The sequence below is a fragment of the Seonamhaeicola sp. MEBiC01930 genome (genome assembly GCF_045277075.1).
GTDB lineage: Bacteria > Bacteroidota > Bacteroidia > Flavobacteriales > Flavobacteriaceae > Seonamhaeicola.
In genome coordinates this window covers 3097175-3111372 of sequence record NZ_CP104270.1, presented here as the reverse complement: position 1 = coordinate 3111372, position 14198 = coordinate 3097175, and the positions used below count along the sequence as shown (strand labels likewise).

15 protein-coding genes and 1 other RNA gene are annotated in these 14198 nt (G+C 31.0%); 9 read left to right on the top strand and 7 right to left on the bottom strand.

The annotated features are described in order from the left end of the window. Nucleotides 1–74: 74 nt before the first annotated feature. Genes N1F78_RS13435 through N1F78_RS13420 form a run of 4 tightly spaced genes read right to left on the bottom strand, consistent with a single transcriptional unit; the run spans nt 75 to nt 3540 of the window. The gene (locus N1F78_RS13435) at nt 75–779 is read right to left on the bottom strand and encodes an HAD family hydrolase (RefSeq protein ID WP_406683680.1); all 705 of its coding nucleotides are present in this window, start codon (nt 777–779) and stop codon (nt 75–77) included. Next, nucleotides 770–1498, bottom strand: coding sequence for a 3-deoxy-manno-octulosonate cytidylyltransferase (gene kdsB, locus N1F78_RS13430; RefSeq protein WP_406683679.1), 729 nt, complete (start codon nt 1496–1498; stop codon nt 770–772). Before kdsB ends, N1F78_RS13435 begins: the two co-directional genes overlap by 10 nt. Before the next feature lie 42 nt (nt 1499–1540). Continuing rightward, nucleotides 1541–2113, bottom strand: coding sequence for a DUF4126 domain-containing protein (locus N1F78_RS13425; RefSeq protein WP_406683678.1), 573 nt, complete (start codon nt 2111–2113; stop codon nt 1541–1543). Nucleotides 2114–2118: 5 nt separating this feature from the next. After that, nucleotides 2119–3540 carry an ATP-dependent RecD-like DNA helicase gene (locus N1F78_RS13420; protein ID WP_406685690.1) on the bottom strand — a complete coding sequence of 474 codons (1422 nt, stop codon included), beginning with the start codon at nt 3538–3540 and terminating at the stop codon, nt 2119–2121. Between the two features lie 127 nt (nt 3541–3667). On the opposite strand from N1F78_RS13420, the gene N1F78_RS13415 reads away from it, so the two are divergent. The 5 genes from N1F78_RS13415 to N1F78_RS13395 all read left to right on the top strand — a co-directional run bounded on the left by N1F78_RS13415 (nt 3668) and on the right by N1F78_RS13395 (nt 7213). Beyond that, nucleotides 3668–4405 carry a hypothetical protein gene (locus N1F78_RS13415; protein WP_406683677.1) on the top strand — a complete coding sequence of 246 codons (738 nt, stop codon included), beginning with the start codon at nt 3668–3670 and terminating at the stop codon, nt 4403–4405. Continuing rightward, the gene (locus tag N1F78_RS13410) at nt 4389–5210 is read left to right on the top strand and encodes a DUF3822 family protein (RefSeq protein ID WP_406683676.1); all 822 of its coding nucleotides are present in this window, start codon (nt 4389–4391) and stop codon (nt 5208–5210) included. The genes N1F78_RS13415 and N1F78_RS13410 overlap by 17 nt, the downstream gene beginning before the upstream one ends. Beyond that, entirely contained in the window at nt 5210–5749 is a 540-nt protein-coding gene (locus tag N1F78_RS13405) for an RsmD family RNA methyltransferase (RefSeq protein WP_406683675.1), read from the top strand. Before N1F78_RS13410 ends, N1F78_RS13405 begins: the two co-directional genes overlap by 1 nt. Nucleotides 5750–5914: 165 nt before the next feature. After that, nucleotides 5915–6433, top strand: coding sequence for a hypothetical protein (locus tag N1F78_RS13400; RefSeq protein ID WP_406683674.1), 519 nt, complete (start codon nt 5915–5917; stop codon nt 6431–6433). 30 nt (nt 6434–6463) lie between these two features. Continuing rightward, nucleotides 6464–7213, top strand: coding sequence for a hypothetical protein (locus N1F78_RS13395; RefSeq protein WP_406683673.1), 750 nt, complete (start codon nt 6464–6466; stop codon nt 7211–7213). 63 nt (nt 7214–7276) lie between these two features. Here N1F78_RS13395 and rnpB read toward each other — a convergent pair. Then, nucleotides 7277–7606, bottom strand: an RNA gene (gene rnpB, locus N1F78_RS13390) — RNase P RNA component class A. 202 nt (nt 7607–7808) lie between these two features. Here rnpB and N1F78_RS13385 point away from each other — a divergent pair. From N1F78_RS13385 to N1F78_RS13370, 4 genes are all read left to right on the top strand, one after another. After that, a complete protein-coding gene (locus tag N1F78_RS13385; protein ID WP_406683672.1) occupies nt 7809–9548 on the top strand; it encodes a polysaccharide lyase family 7 protein in 1740 nt (579 codons plus the stop codon). Between the two features lie 163 nt (nt 9549–9711). Continuing rightward, nucleotides 9712–11454 carry a DNA polymerase III subunit gamma/tau gene (dnaX, locus tag N1F78_RS13380; RefSeq protein ID WP_406683671.1) on the top strand — a complete coding sequence of 581 codons (1743 nt, stop codon included), beginning with the start codon at nt 9712–9714 and terminating at the stop codon, nt 11452–11454. After that, nucleotides 11447–12031: a hypothetical protein gene (locus N1F78_RS13375; protein ID WP_406683670.1), complete on the top strand. Its 585-nt coding sequence runs from the start codon at nt 11447–11449 to the stop codon at nt 12029–12031. The genes dnaX and N1F78_RS13375 overlap by 8 nt, the downstream gene beginning before the upstream one ends. Beyond that, complete coding sequence (locus N1F78_RS13370; RefSeq protein WP_406683669.1) at nt 12018–12599, top strand: tRNA-(ms[2]io[6]A)-hydroxylase; 582 nt, start codon at nt 12018–12020, stop codon at nt 12597–12599. Before N1F78_RS13375 ends, N1F78_RS13370 begins: the two co-directional genes overlap by 14 nt. On the opposite strand, the gene N1F78_RS13365 is transcribed toward N1F78_RS13370, so the two are convergent. Both N1F78_RS13365 and N1F78_RS13360 read right to left on the bottom strand, forming a co-directional pair. Continuing rightward, entirely contained in the window at nt 12596–13192 is a 597-nt protein-coding gene (locus N1F78_RS13365) for an outer membrane beta-barrel protein (RefSeq protein WP_406683668.1), read from the bottom strand. The genes N1F78_RS13370 and N1F78_RS13365 overlap by 4 nt on opposite strands. Before the next feature lie 99 nt (nt 13193–13291). Further along, nucleotides 13292–14197 (bottom strand): Ppx/GppA phosphatase family protein, encoded by a 906-nt coding sequence (locus N1F78_RS13360; protein WP_406683667.1) that lies wholly within the window; start codon nt 14195–14197, stop codon nt 13292–13294. Nucleotide 14198 lies beyond the last annotated feature (1 nt).

Here is a 14198-nt window from a genome sequence, read left to right as displayed (position 1 = left end):
GTTTTTATAACTCATTTATGTGTTTTCTATTACTAAATTGTAAAAATAACTTATTAAACTTTAATGATTAAAATCTAATCAAGTAATTCTAAAAGGTTTCTTAAACTATTAATTGTTTTATACTCTTTACCATTAGTTTCATTTTCAGTGACTAGCTCATGCGCCCAAGTAGTATGAAACGGAACATGTATGGCTTTTGCATTTAAATTGACTAAAGGTAGTACATCCGATTTAAGCGAGTTACCAATCATTAAAAACTCTGAAGGCTCTACATCTAAATGCCCCAATAACTTGGCATAATTAGCTTCTTTCTTATCGCTTAAAATTTCTATATGATGAAAATAATCAGTTAATCCCGATTTCTCCAGTTTCCTTTCTTGATCTAATAGATCGCCTTTTGTTGCTAATATTAGTCTATACTTTTTTGATAATTTTTTTAAAACATCTTCAACACCATCAAGTAACTCAACTGGCTTATTTAACATTTCCTTACCTATATTTAATATACTCTGGATAGTTTTATGAGACACATTATAGTTTGAAAGTTCTAAGGCAGATTCTACCATAGAAAGAACAAAAGCTTTCACCCCGTATCCATAAAGCCCCAAATTATTCATTTCCATTTTAAATAATTCTTGGTCAATTTTATTTGGTGTTTCATATTCCGAAAGCAACCTACAAAACTCTTGCTCTGCCTCTCTAAAATAAGTTTCGTTTACCCATAGTGTATCATCTGCATCAAAGCCAATAACTCTTATGTTTTTATAACTTACTTCCATGCCTTTCTTGCTCGTTCTAAATCTTCAAGAGTATCAATTTCAATACCTTGAACATTTGTTTCAACCATTTTAATACGCTTTCCATATTCAAGATACCGTAATTGTTCTAATTTTTCCGACGCTTCAAGAGTTAACATGGGTAATCTATAAAAATCTAAAATGGCTTGTTTCCTAAATGCATAAACACCTTTATGCTTATAATATTTTACATCAATACTTTTATCTCTAGGATATGGTATAGGGCTACGCGAAAAGTATAAAGCAAAATCAAATTTATCTATTATTACTTTTACGGTATTGGGGTTGTTTATTTCATCATCATCATTAATATGAACCATTAAAGATGCGAGGTCTACTTCTTTGTTGTCATCCTCTTTAAAAACCTTAATTAGTTTTTCAAGTGATTCTTTATCTGTGAAAGGTTCATCGCCTTGAACATTAATAACGACATCAATATCCATGTTTTCAACAGCTTCTGCTATTCTGTCACTACCACAATCATGCTCTTTTAAACTCATAATAGCTTTTCCACCATTTTTAACAATTTCGTCATAAATAATGTCACTATCCGTAACCACATAGACATCGTCAAATAATTGTGTAGCCATAGTTGCCTCATATGTTCTAAGAATCACTGATTTACCATTTAGGTCTTTCATTAACTTTCCTGGAAATCTAGAAGCACCATAACGTGCTGGAATCATTGATATTATTTTCATAAAAACTTAAAAATCAAATCTCATCAAAAATAAAATAAATATTTAGGCTTTACCCCTTGAGCGCTTAAACTTTTTAAATACTTTAAAAACTATAAACAATATTATAACTACAAGTATTATGGCCAAAATAGGTGCAAAGATAGATAGCGCAGACATAAGCAATGAAACACCTGTTTCTAAGGTTGATACAACAGGGTTTGCACCCCCGGCTGTAGTAGCAGTTGAAGCTAATCTTGTAGTTGTAGAAGTTCCAGATATAGCTGCAGCTGTTCCTCCACCCGCAATAATTGCTAAAGACCAAGTAATTACAGGGTCTAAATTAGCAACTGTTGATAACATAATAATGGTTCCAGCAATGCCTGCTAATGGTATAGCTATACTGTCTAATAAGTTATCAATAAATGGAATAAAATAAGCAACAATTTCTATAAAGGTGGCAACTCCTAATGTAATTAATGCAGTTGTACTTCCAATCCATTGCCAAGATTCGTTCAATTGCCACATATCAAAGTAAGCCGCTAAACTTAAAACAAATAAAGGTAAGAAAACTCTAAAGCCAACTGATGCCGATAACCCAACCCCTAAACATATGCTTAATATAGTATCAAATTCCATAATTATTAATCCTCAAAAAAATCATCATTAAAACCAATAAGATACAATTTATCTTTAGCTCTGGTAACCGCAGTATAAAGCCAACGTAAATACTCCTTGTCAATACCATTTGGAAGATAAGGTTGTTCTACAAAAACCGTATTCCATTGCCCCCCTTGAGATTTATGACAAGTTATGGCATATGAAAATTTAACTTGCAATGCATTAAAATGCTTACTCCCTTTAATTTTTAAAAATCTTCTATAGTTACTTTCATTTTCAAAATCTTTGGCTACCTCTTGATATAATCTATTGGAATCTTCATATGAAAGTGATGAACTTTCTGCACTTATAGTATCTAATAGTAAAACTGTTTCAAATGGTCTCATTCTTGGATAATCTACCATTCTGATTTTTACCGTAGCAAATCGAAAACCATAAATTTCTTCAATTCTAAATATTTCTAAAACTTCAATAATATCACCATTAGCTATGAAACCAGCTTCAGTAGTAGGTTTAATCCAGAAATAATTATTTTTTACTACCATTAAATAATCTCCCGCTGATAGCTCACTTTCATTAAACAAAATTCTGGTTCGTATTTGCTGGTTATATAAATTTGCCCTCTTATTACTTCTTACGATAATTGTTGTTTCTTCATTACCCAAATTACTATAGGCATCATTAATAGCATCCATAATTTCATGACCATCAATTAGTCTAACTATATCTTTAAATCCAATTAAATCGAATTTAAAATAATCATAAATGCCATCAGATAAAGCACCTCTTAATACAGTAGCATTAGCCAAAATCCCAGAATCTTCCTCCTGCCTAACTACTTCATCAAGTTCTATTAGATTAACTTCTTTATTATAGTTTAAGCTAATTTTATTCTCATCTAAGGCAGGGCTTAAATCTAGCTTTACTGGAGGTAATTGAGCAGTATCTCCAATCAGTAATAATTTACACTGATGACCAGAATAAACATATTGCATTAAATCATCTAATAAGGAACCGTTTTCAAATAATTTAGAATCTCCAGGAGTGTCAGGTATCATAGATGCCTCATCAACAATGAACAGGGTGTTTTTGTGTTTATTTGGTTGCAATACAAACTTTACCCCTCCTCCCTTTTCCTTTTTAGGAAAATAAATCTTTTTATGAATTGTAAAAGCTTCCTTCTTTGAATAATTAGAAATTACTTTTGCAGCCCTGCCTGTTGGCGCCATTAATACAGCACTTTTTTTTGCTTTCCATAAATTGGTCACAATCGTTCCAACTATAGTAGTTTTTCCTGTTCCAGCATACCCCTTTAAAACGTATAAAGCCTTTGATGATTTATTAAAAATAAATTTTGATAACTGCTGTAAAACAACATCTTGTTTTAGCGTAGGCTGAAACGGAAATTGATTTTTTATAAGAGAATAAAATTCTGATTCGGTCATTAAATGATAAGCAAAAAATGATTTATTCAAATATAGAATGATTTTTATTCACTAGAGGTTTTAACGAATAAAAAAAAATTGTAGATTTGCGAAAGACCTTTTATAACTTTTTAATTAAAAAACAACAATGTTAAATTTTATTCTTATTGCAGTTGGAGCTATTGTATTAGCCATTGTATTGGTTAAAGTAGTAGATAAATTTTTACCACCTAAAGTAAAACCCGTTTTAAGTATTATCCTTTGGTTATTAATTGGATTTTTTGCTTATCAAACCTACCAATCAATTTATGAGCCAATTCAGTTTAATAAGGAAAAGAAAAAACGTTATGCAAAAGTAATAGAGAGTTTAGTTGATATTAGAGATTCTCAATTAGCACACAGAACAGTAACAGGTGAGTTTGCTAAAAACTTTGATGGCTTAATCAAGTTCATTGATACAGCTAAATTTACAATTACTCAGCGTAGAGATTCTAGTGTTATTGATGAGGCCTTAACCAAATTATACCAAGTTGATACTTATAAAGATATTGTGATAATAGACACTTTAGGTTTTGAATCTGTAAAAGACTCATTATTTAAAACTTCTGACAGATATAAAACTATGATGAATGTGCCAATTGGAAAAGCTGGACAAACATTTGATTTAAAAGCGGGATTCTTAGAGCAAAATAGTATTAATATTCCTGTGTTTGAAGCTTCTGTTAAAAAAGATGTTATTTTACATGACCTTAATCCAGATTTATTGGTTCAAGAAAAACAAGTAGTGTCTGTTGATGGTGTTAATGGTGATGCTTTAAGAGTAGGATCAATGGAAGAGGTTAAAACCATTGGTAACTGGCCTAAAACATATGGCGATAACGAATAAATCTTTTAATAAACTAACTAATCAGGAACTGTCCATTCAAATAAGTTTGAATGGACTTTCTTTTTGTATTATTCAAAAAAGTATTCAAACTATTACTACTTTAAAACAGGTAGAATTTGAAAAAAAACTGAATCCTTTTGAACTGTTAAATAAATTAGAGGAATTATTTAATACCGAAAAGGCATTACAAGGAGGGTTTGATAAGGTTATAGTGATTCATGATAATGAATTGTCAACCATTGTTCCAAAAGCTCTATTTAAGGAAGAGGCTATAGCTGATTATTTAAAGTTTAATTCAAAAATTCTTAAGTCTGACTATATAACATACGATGAAGTTGAATTAAGTGATAGCGTATGTATTTATGTGCCATATATTAACATAAACAATTATTTATATGATAGGTTTGGCTCGTTTACATTTAAACATATTTCCACCGTTCTAATAAACTCCATCTTACAATTAGAAAAAAACTCAGAAGAGCCAAAGGTATATATAAACGTAAAGAAGAATAGTTTTGAGTTTGTTGCTGTAAAAAATGCTCAGCTTTTATTCTATAACACATTTGAATACATTACCAAGGAAGATTTTATTTATTATATCTTATTTACAGCAGAACAATTAAACCTAAACCCTGAGGTATTTAATTTAGTCTTTACAGGTAATATTAATAAACAAGACGAATTTTATAAAATAGCTTATAGATATATTAGACATATTACTTTTGGACATAGAAATAATACCAACAATTTTTCTGAACCAGTTAAATATTCCTATTCAAATTTTGCTTTAACTAACTCCTTATAATGCGTATAATATCAGGAACATACAAAAGAAGAAGGGTTGTTGCTCCAAAAAACCTTCCGGTTCGTCCCACCACGGATATGGCTAAAGAATCTTTATTTAATATTTTAAATAACCTATACTATTTTGATGATATTTCAGTGTTAGATTTATTTTCGGGAACTGGAAATATTAGTTATGAATTTGCATCAAGAGGTACTGAAACTATAATTTCGGTTGACCAAAATCATAACTGCATAAAATTTATTAATGAAACTTCTGAAGCATTAGAAATGCCAATTCAAACTATTAAAAGTGATGTTTTTAAGTTTTTAGAAAAAGCCAAAATACAATCAGATATAATTTTTGCAGATCCACCTTATAACTTCTCAGTAGAACAATTTTCTAAAATACCTGAATTGATATTTAGCAATGATTTATTATTGGAAAATGGAATGCTAATATTAGAGCATTCAAAACATACAGATTTATCTAATTTAACTCATTTCAATTATTCAAAAAGTTACGGTGGTAACGTCTTTAGTTTCTTCCAAATAACCTAAAGACAACATAAATTTATAATAATTATCTTTTTTTCAGTATATTAGAGTTCTCCTTAAGAGTCCTGACTCTATTTTCATACTTGTCTCTCTATTCAAGAAAAGATTTCTTTTTTTGATAGTGTTTATGGTTGCTTAAAGAATACTAACCTTAAAACCATAAATGAAATGAAAAAACTTTTTTTACTAGGACTAGCATTTTCCTTATTTTTAGCATGTCAAACCAAACCCCAACGTTATTTCCCAGAATCTGCACAAACAGCAACCTTAATGTCTGGAATAAAAGCTTATGAATCTGGTGATTGGGATACTTGGAAAAGTCATTTTGTAGATACCGCCAAAATATATGTAAACTCCCTTAAATCTGTTAGCGTTACAGATAGAGTAAAATCATTACAAGACATGACTGCTGCTATGTCCTCTTATGGTTTCAATCATGAAAAGGAATACATTGAAATGGTTCTTGATAAAGAAGATGAAACTTGGGTATATTACTGGGGAACTCATATTGGAACTTTTGCAGCTACAAACAAAGAACTGTCTATTCCAGTTCATTTAGCAGTACAGTTTATTGATGGCAAAATAGTTGAAGAGCATGTTTATTTTGATGGCACTTCAATGAATGCTGAATTTGCGGCTATTGCTGAAGCAGCTAAAGCAAATACTGAAGCTGAATCTGAAGAATAGAATAAAACTAATCCAATCAATATATACATCATGAAAACAATTAAAGCAGTATTAACACTATCACTTGTCCTATTTCTCGGTACAACGCATTTAAATGCACAACAAGCATTTCAAATTCATCAAGACAATGTAAAACCATCAAAAGTTGGTGAATATGAAAAAATAGCTAAAGAATTTCATGAAGCTAGTACAACGCATAACCTGCAAGCATCATGGATTACCGCTATGAGTGATGATTTTACTTATTATTACATTACCCCTATTGAAAATTTTGCAGAATTAGATAAAAACCCTTTCGCTGATATGGCTGAGGCTATGGGTGATAAATTTAAGGATATGTTTAACCGCTTCGACCAGTGCTATAGTTCTCATGGGAGCTATATTATGCATAGTATAAAAGATTTAAGTTATCCAGCGCCGGAAGGAACAGATATGTCTGACCAAAACTATAGAAAATGGTTCAAATTATATTACAGTCCGAAAAACAAGGCAAAACTAAAAGAAGGTATGAAAGCAGTAAAAGACATGTTTGCTGCCAAGGGTTCAACCAATTACTATAATGTTTATCATTCTGGGTTTGGTTCAATGAAAAGTTACTTTTTAGTATCTGTACCTGCTAAAGATGAAATTGATAGTGCACAAAAAACTAAGGCTAATGAAGAAGTTTTAGGTCCAGACCGTTTCGAAACATTCAATAAGGTTTTAAACTACGTAAGTAAATGGGAAGAAGAAACTGGTTGGATGAGACCAGATTTACATTATTCACCAAAAACCGAATAATATATCAACCAACCATTTTTAACCAGATAAACCCTTCTTAAAAAATATAAGAAGGGTTTATTATTTTTAAGTAAATCTATAAGCCGAATCCTGTACTTTTTCTTTTTGAAAAAGAATCACAAAAAGAAAAAGCCCTTATCATTTATCTGAACGTATTGTTACCAATACACTTTAGCTGTCTACCCTCCAACATTGGGCGTGCAACCCTAGACGTTGGTATACATGACATTGCACCATATAGAGTTTACCTGATTTCACTACAGCATTACCTGTACATACTTTCTGTTGCACTTTTCCTAGTCTCACAACTGGTGGTCATTAACCACTATATTGCACTGCGGTGTTCGGACTTTCCTCCACTAAAAAAATAGCAGCGATAAGGCAATCTACTTAATGCAAAAGTAAAACAATGAATTTTTAATTACAGTGAAATATTTTATTTTCTAATCAAATTTTAATTGCGGTTTAACATATTTTTTAATTAGAGTTTTTATAATGTCAAAAATTTTTACTTTATTTGTTAGCATGTATTGGTTAACCAATTTGGATAACCAATAATTTCAACTTAACTAAGTACTTAATAATCAGCTTATAAATGCATTTATTATCATTTAAAAAAATAAATTCGATAACCATTTTGGTGACATTATTATTGGTAACTATTCAAGTTAATGCACAACTTGTTCCTTCTGATTTAATGGATAATTGCAATCAATGGAAAATTACCTATCCGACTGGAGTTGAAGACAAAACCCTTTGCGGAGAACAAAATAATGAGTTTTTCTATGTTAATGGCACAGGTGATGCCATAGTGTTTAAAGCCCCTATAAGAAATGATAATGGCACCACTCCTAACTCTAGCTATATCCGCTCAGAGCTTAGAGAAAGAGTTCCCGATGGTAGTGTAGACATTTATTGGACTACAGAAGGTTCTCATTTGGTTTACGTAAAACAAGCCATTACACATCTTCCAATTAATAAATCACATTTGGTAGCAACACAAATTCATGGTAATAAAGATGACGGTATTGATGATGCAATGGTACTTAGACTTGAAGATTCTCATCTATTTTTATCTTTTAATGGAGGTGTATTAAGAAGTGATTTAACAATTAAAACAAATTATACTTTAGGCACCATTCATGAAGTTATTTTCCTTGTTGAAGACGGCAAGCATTATTGTTATTATTCTGAAGACGGAAATTTACTTACGGCCTTTAATAATAATAGTGCAAGCTCTTATTTAGTAAAAGATGGCGCCAATGATTATGTTATGGATTTAGATTATGATGACTCTTATTTTAAAATAGGTAATTATACTCAAAGTAATCCAGATAGAGAAGGTGTTGATACGGATGACCCAAATAATTACGGCGAAGTTTTAGTATATGATTTCTCTGTAAATCATGGAGATGTTAGTGTTTCTAGTGTAACTATAACTCCAGAAAATGTTGATTTAATTGTTGGGAACACAAAACAACTATCGGCATCCGTAATTCCTGCCACCGCTTCTAATTTGGGTGTTTCTTATAATAGCAGTAATAGTGCAATTGCTAGTGTAGATTCAAACGGATTGGTAACGGCTATTTCAGAGGGTAATGCTGTAATTACAGTTACCACTGATGATGGGAGTTTTACCGACACAAGTTTGGTTAATGTTATTGGAATTGCTACTGGACCTAATCTAGCACTTAACAAATCTATTACAGGAACTGGAACTCACGATGGAGATCATGAGGTTGCTAACTTGGTGGACGGATCAACAAGTACGAGGTGGTCTGTTTCTGGATTTCCCCAAGCGGCCACTATAGATTTAGGCTCTATGTATTCTGTTGAAAGAACAGAATTAGTATGTTATAATGATAGGGACTATCAGTTTGCAGTTTCTATTTCTGATACAGAAAATGGAATATACACTGAAATAGTAGATAGATCTGATAATACCACACCAGGATCAGCTTCCAACCCCATTGTTGATACATTCACTGGTGTTACCGGGCGTTTTATTAAAATAACAACTTTAGGAGCCGAAACTTATACAGGCACATGGAGTAGTTTAATGGAATTTAGAGTTTTTGGAGATGCTAGCTTAACTGTTACTGACAATAATATAACTGAAACAAAGTTATGGCCAAACCCCACCACCAATTCAATAAAAATCAGCAATTATAAAGAATTTCAAAACTTATCTGTATACAACTCTGTGGGGCAGTTAGTACTTCAGCAAAATATAAATAATGAATCAATTGATATATCAAAATTGAATTCTGGCATTTATATTTTCAAACTTTCAGGTAGCAATACAACTATTAATAAATTTATTATCAAAAATTAGTGTGGTAACTTTTGATTGATAGCAAGGGGTAGGTTGATAAATTCACACCTACCTCTTTTATTTTTAATTCCAATTTATTTTGTTAATAACTCCTATTAAAATAAAAGCTCTAAATTAAATTTTCTTAATTGAATTTTTAACTTTGTTATACTAATTGGTTTCAATGGAACATTTTGTAGTATCAGCAAGGAAATACAGGCCACAATCCTTTAAAGATGTTGTTGGTCAACAGGCCATTACTAATACCCTCTTAAACGCTATTGAAAACAATCATTTAGCTCAAGCCTTACTTTTTACAGGGCCTAGAGGTGTAGGTAAAACTACTTGTGCTCGTATTTTGGCTAAAATGATTAATAGTGATGGTAATGAAACCGAGGAGGACTTCGCTTTTAATATTTTTGAATTAGATGCTGCATCTAATAACTCTGTTGATGATATTAGAAATTTAACAGACCAAGTTAGAATACCTCCTCAAGTAGGCAAATATAAAGTCTATATTATTGATGAAGTTCATATGCTTTCTCAGGCCGCATTTAATGCTTTTCTTAAAACATTAGAAGAACCGCCTAAACATTGTATTTTCATCTTAGCAACTACAGAAAAGCATAAAATAATACCAACTATTCTCTCTCGTTGTCAAATTTTCGATTTTAAAAGAATATCTGTTAAGGACGCAAAAGAGTATTTAAAATACATTGCCGAAGAGCAACAAATTGATGCCGAAGATGATGCTCTTCATATTATTGCTCAAAAAGCCGACGGCGCAATGCGAGATGCATTATCTATTTTTGATAGAGTTGTTAGTTTCTCCGGAAAGAATTTAACAAGACAAGCAGTTACCGAAAACCTAAACGTACTAGATTACGAAACCTATTTTGAAAGTACCGACCTTATTTTAGAAAACAAAATACCAGAACTATTACTGCTGTTTAATAAAGCGCTTTCAAAAGGGTTTGATGGTCATCATTATATTGCAGGTTTAGCTTCTCATTTTAGAGACTTACTAGTTAGCCAAACTGAAAATACCATTGAACTTCTGGAAGTTGGAGATCAAACCAAACAGAAGTATTTAGAGCAATCAAGAAAGGCATCTAGAGAATTCTTAATTCAAGGTATCAATCTCGCGAATGATTGCGACCTCAAATACAAAAGCAGTAAAAATCAACGTTTATTAGTTGAACTATGCTTAATGCAGCTTGCCTCTATCACTTTTGATGGAGAAAAAAAAAATGGTAAATATTACATAATTCCAGCTTCATACTTTAAGGAAAAAGGCATTACTCCTATTGCAGTGATTACGCCTCTGAACAAGAGAAGAAACCAAAACCTTAAAACAACCAATGGGATTGAAGAAAAAACTATAGACACAAACCAAAATATTGAAAAACCACCTATTAAAGATTTTCAAGTTAATGAACCGCCAAAAATTATTTTAAAACAAGATACCAAACGTAGGTCTGGGCTTTCTCTAAGTAGCTTAAAAGCAAAAAAGGAGCATCAAATAAAACAAATGAATGTTGTAATTGATGAAGAAGATTTACCAAAAGATTCTTTTACCGAGCCCGAACTTGTTAAAGTTTGGAATTCTTATGTTGATAAATTACAAAAATTAGGAAAACGAAACTTGGCATCTATTCTTTCCATAGATACACCTAAAGTGAAAGAAACTACAATATATTTGGAATTCCCTAACGCTACCAATAAAGTTGAAGTAGAACGTAATCAATATGATTTATTAGGTTTCATCAGAAAATCACTTAATAATTTTGATATAGATCTATCCATTACAGTAAATGAAGTAATGGAAAAACAATATGCCTATACTCCTATTGAAAAATTTGAAAAACTTAAAGAGAAAAACCCAAATATTGAGTTGTTAAAGAAAACCTTTAATTTAGATGTATAAAAAATTTCTAAATCGCTTACCAATATTCTTAATCATAGCATTTATTGTGGTTTGTAGCTGTGACGGTAGAAAATCTAAAAATGATTTCTTACAAGATTCAATAACGAAATTTAAAGATACTACAGAGCCTATTGAGGTTATTAAATATACACCAAAACAGTATACCGAAATTAAAACAGATACTATTTTAAGTAATGGATTTACGGTAAAAATTAAATCTTATACTGACATGAACAATTCTGTTTTACAAACCATTAAAACCAGTTCAAGTGTAGTTAAGCTAAATTTTAGAAAAGTAATTTCAGAAGTTGTTGCTTATAAAAATGATGAGTTGATTTTTAAAAAAGAATTGAATACAGCTTTTTTCTTAGAAAACTTACCCGATATTGACAATACGCTTGAATATATTAATAATGAGGTATATATAGATGAGGAGCAGTCTCTTAAAACAAATAAACTGGTATTGATTACCTCTCGTTGTTTACCAAGAACACATAATTGTCCGGATTATTCAATAATAATAGATGAAAAAGGCAATTATAAAGTAAAAGAAATAGATAATAATGCTAGGACTTAAGTTACCAACAGACCCAAGATGGGTTAATATTGTTGAAAAGAACATTGAAGAAATTTTAACTGACCACGCATTTTGCGAACAAAAAGCAACCAGTACAGCTATTTCACTAATAGTTAGCTTTCCTGAGTACACTGAACTAATTCAAGAAATGGTGGCTTTAGTAAAAGAAGAAATTAGTCATTTTAAAATGGTACATGATAAAATTCTTGAACGAGGCTGGGTTTTAGGAAGAGACCGTAAGGATGAATATGTAATTCAATTAATGAAATTCTTTCCAAAGGGTGGTAGCAGAACTACTCAATTAGTACACAGATTATTATATGCTGCTTTAATTGAGGCAAGAAGTTGTGAACGTTTTAGGCTACTATCTGAAGAATTAGAAGATAAAGAATTAGCAGAATTCTACAGAAACCTTATGGTGAGCGAAGCCAACCATTATACAATGTTTTTAGGTTTTGCGAGAAAATATGGTAATAAAAAAGAAGTTGATACCAAATGGCAACAACTTCTTGATTATGAAGCTAAAATCATGTCTGATTTAGGAAAAAAAGTAACGGTTCATGGTTAAAATTTATAACCAACACCAATTTGAATATTGGTGTTTTTAGCCGATAAACCAGAAACCTCATCAAATACATTCCTAAACCCATAAGTATATCTTGCATCTGCAAAAAGTGCATGAGATAATTTGTATTCTATACCAGCAACACCTGAATAGGCGAAATTTGTTGCTTGATCATCTACTTTATGCACTTTTAGTCCTACTTGCGGTCCAGCACCAATATGAACTTTTTCACTTAATCTAAACCTTAAAAATATAGGAGCTTGAATATAATCTAAATGTAGTTTTTCATCATTTCCACCTTCTGCAGAAAACTGAATTTCAGGAACAATTGATACTGTTCTAGACAAACCAATGTTTGCCAAAAACCCTAAATAAATGCTATTTCTGTGCTTATTAAGAGTATTTATGTTTGAAGAACTATCATCAAAATCTAAATTTGAGATATTATAACCTCCTCTAACTCCGTATTTTACACCTTGAAATGCAAAACCTCCTGATTTTTCTTCACTAACTTTTGTAGTGTCTGAAACTTTTTCTTGAGAAAATCCATTTAATGAAAATACAAGTAGTGCTGTAAATAGTAATAATTTTTTCATAAGTAATAAATTTGGGCCTATAATTTATAGTAATTATACAAATGCGAATATATGTTTTATAATTAAAAACCTATATTTTAAGGGGTAAAGTGCAAAATTTTACTGTGTATTACTAGAAACTGTATCATGATATATACTTTTAATAATACCATCAGACAAACCAATTTTAGGGACATATATATGTTTAGCATTGCTCCATTTCATTGCAGAAAGGTAAATTCTCATGGCTGGAATAATAACATCTGCCCTATCTTGATTTAGTTCTAATTCAGTAATACGTTTTTCGTAGGTATAGCTTTGTAAGGTTTTATAATAAGAGGTCAAATAAAAATATGTTAAGGGCTTTCCAATAGCTTTACCAGATACTTTAAATATTTTATTAATATTTCCTCCAGAACCTAAAACCCTTACTTTATCATACTCTGATGTGTGCCTTTCAATCCAATTTTCTAATTTCTCCCAAGCCGATTCCTTAACCATATCATTAAGTAATCTTACGGTACCAATTTTAAAAGATTTTGATGCTTTTTGTTTACCATTATTAATTACGGTAAACTCTGTACTACCTCCACCAACATCAACATAAAGGTATGTTTTATTTGGGTTTATGAACTTATTCAAATCTGTAGCAGCAATAATTTTCGCTTCCTCTTCACCATCAATTACATCTATCTTTATTCCAGCTTTTTTAAGTACTAAATCAACAATTTCGCTTCCATTATCAGACTCACGCATTGCAGAAGTGGCACAAGCTTTATATTTAGCTACTTTATGAGATTTCATAAGTAATCTAAACGCCAACATAGTATCAACCATGCGTTCTTTATTTTCCTCTGAAATCTTGTTGTTTATAAAAACATCAGCTCCCAAACGTATTGGTACCCGGATTAATGAGTTTTTTTTAAACTTTACCGGCATACCAGTTTCTTCAATAATATTAGAAATTAGTAGTCTTACAGCATTTGAACCAATATCAATTGCTGCATATTTCTTAATTGAGAGCATA

Coding starts and splice junctions, on each gene's coding strand:
- N1F78_RS13365 (WP_406683668.1), bottom strand. CDS start 13,192: ATGAAAAAATTATTACTATTTACAGCACTACTTGTATTTTCATTAAAT.
- N1F78_RS13410 (WP_406683676.1), top strand. CDS start 4,389: ATGGCGATAACGAATAAATCTTTTAATAAACTAACTAATCAGGAACTG.
- N1F78_RS13420 (WP_406685690.1), bottom strand. CDS start 3,540: ATGACCGAATCAGAATTTTATTCTCTTATAAAAAATCAATTTCCGTTT.
- dnaX (WP_406683671.1), top strand. CDS start 9,712: ATGGAACATTTTGTAGTATCAGCAAGGAAATACAGGCCACAATCCTTT.
- N1F78_RS13425 (WP_406683678.1), bottom strand. CDS start 2,113: ATGGAATTTGATACTATATTAAGCATATGTTTAGGGGTTGGGTTATCG.
- N1F78_RS13400 (WP_406683674.1), top strand. CDS start 5,915: ATGAAAAAACTTTTTTTACTAGGACTAGCATTTTCCTTATTTTTAGCA.
- N1F78_RS13385 (WP_406683672.1), top strand. CDS start 7,809: ATGCATTTATTATCATTTAAAAAAATAAATTCGATAACCATTTTGGTG.
- N1F78_RS13360 (WP_406683667.1), bottom strand. CDS start 14,197: ATGCTCTCAATTAAGAAATATGCAGCAATTGATATTGGTTCAAATGCT.
- N1F78_RS13395 (WP_406683673.1), top strand. CDS start 6,464: ATGAAAACAATTAAAGCAGTATTAACACTATCACTTGTCCTATTTCTC.
- N1F78_RS13375 (WP_406683670.1), top strand. CDS start 11,447: ATGTATAAAAAATTTCTAAATCGCTTACCAATATTCTTAATCATAGCA.
- N1F78_RS13370 (WP_406683669.1), top strand. CDS start 12,018: ATGCTAGGACTTAAGTTACCAACAGACCCAAGATGGGTTAATATTGTT.
- N1F78_RS13415 (WP_406683677.1), top strand. CDS start 3,668: ATGTTAAATTTTATTCTTATTGCAGTTGGAGCTATTGTATTAGCCATT.
- N1F78_RS13435 (WP_406683680.1), bottom strand. CDS start 779: ATGGAAGTAAGTTATAAAAACATAAGAGTTATTGGCTTTGATGCAGAT.
- N1F78_RS13405 (WP_406683675.1), top strand. CDS start 5,210: ATGCGTATAATATCAGGAACATACAAAAGAAGAAGGGTTGTTGCTCCA.
- kdsB (WP_406683679.1), bottom strand. CDS start 1,498: ATGAAAATAATATCAATGATTCCAGCACGTTATGGTGCTTCTAGATTT.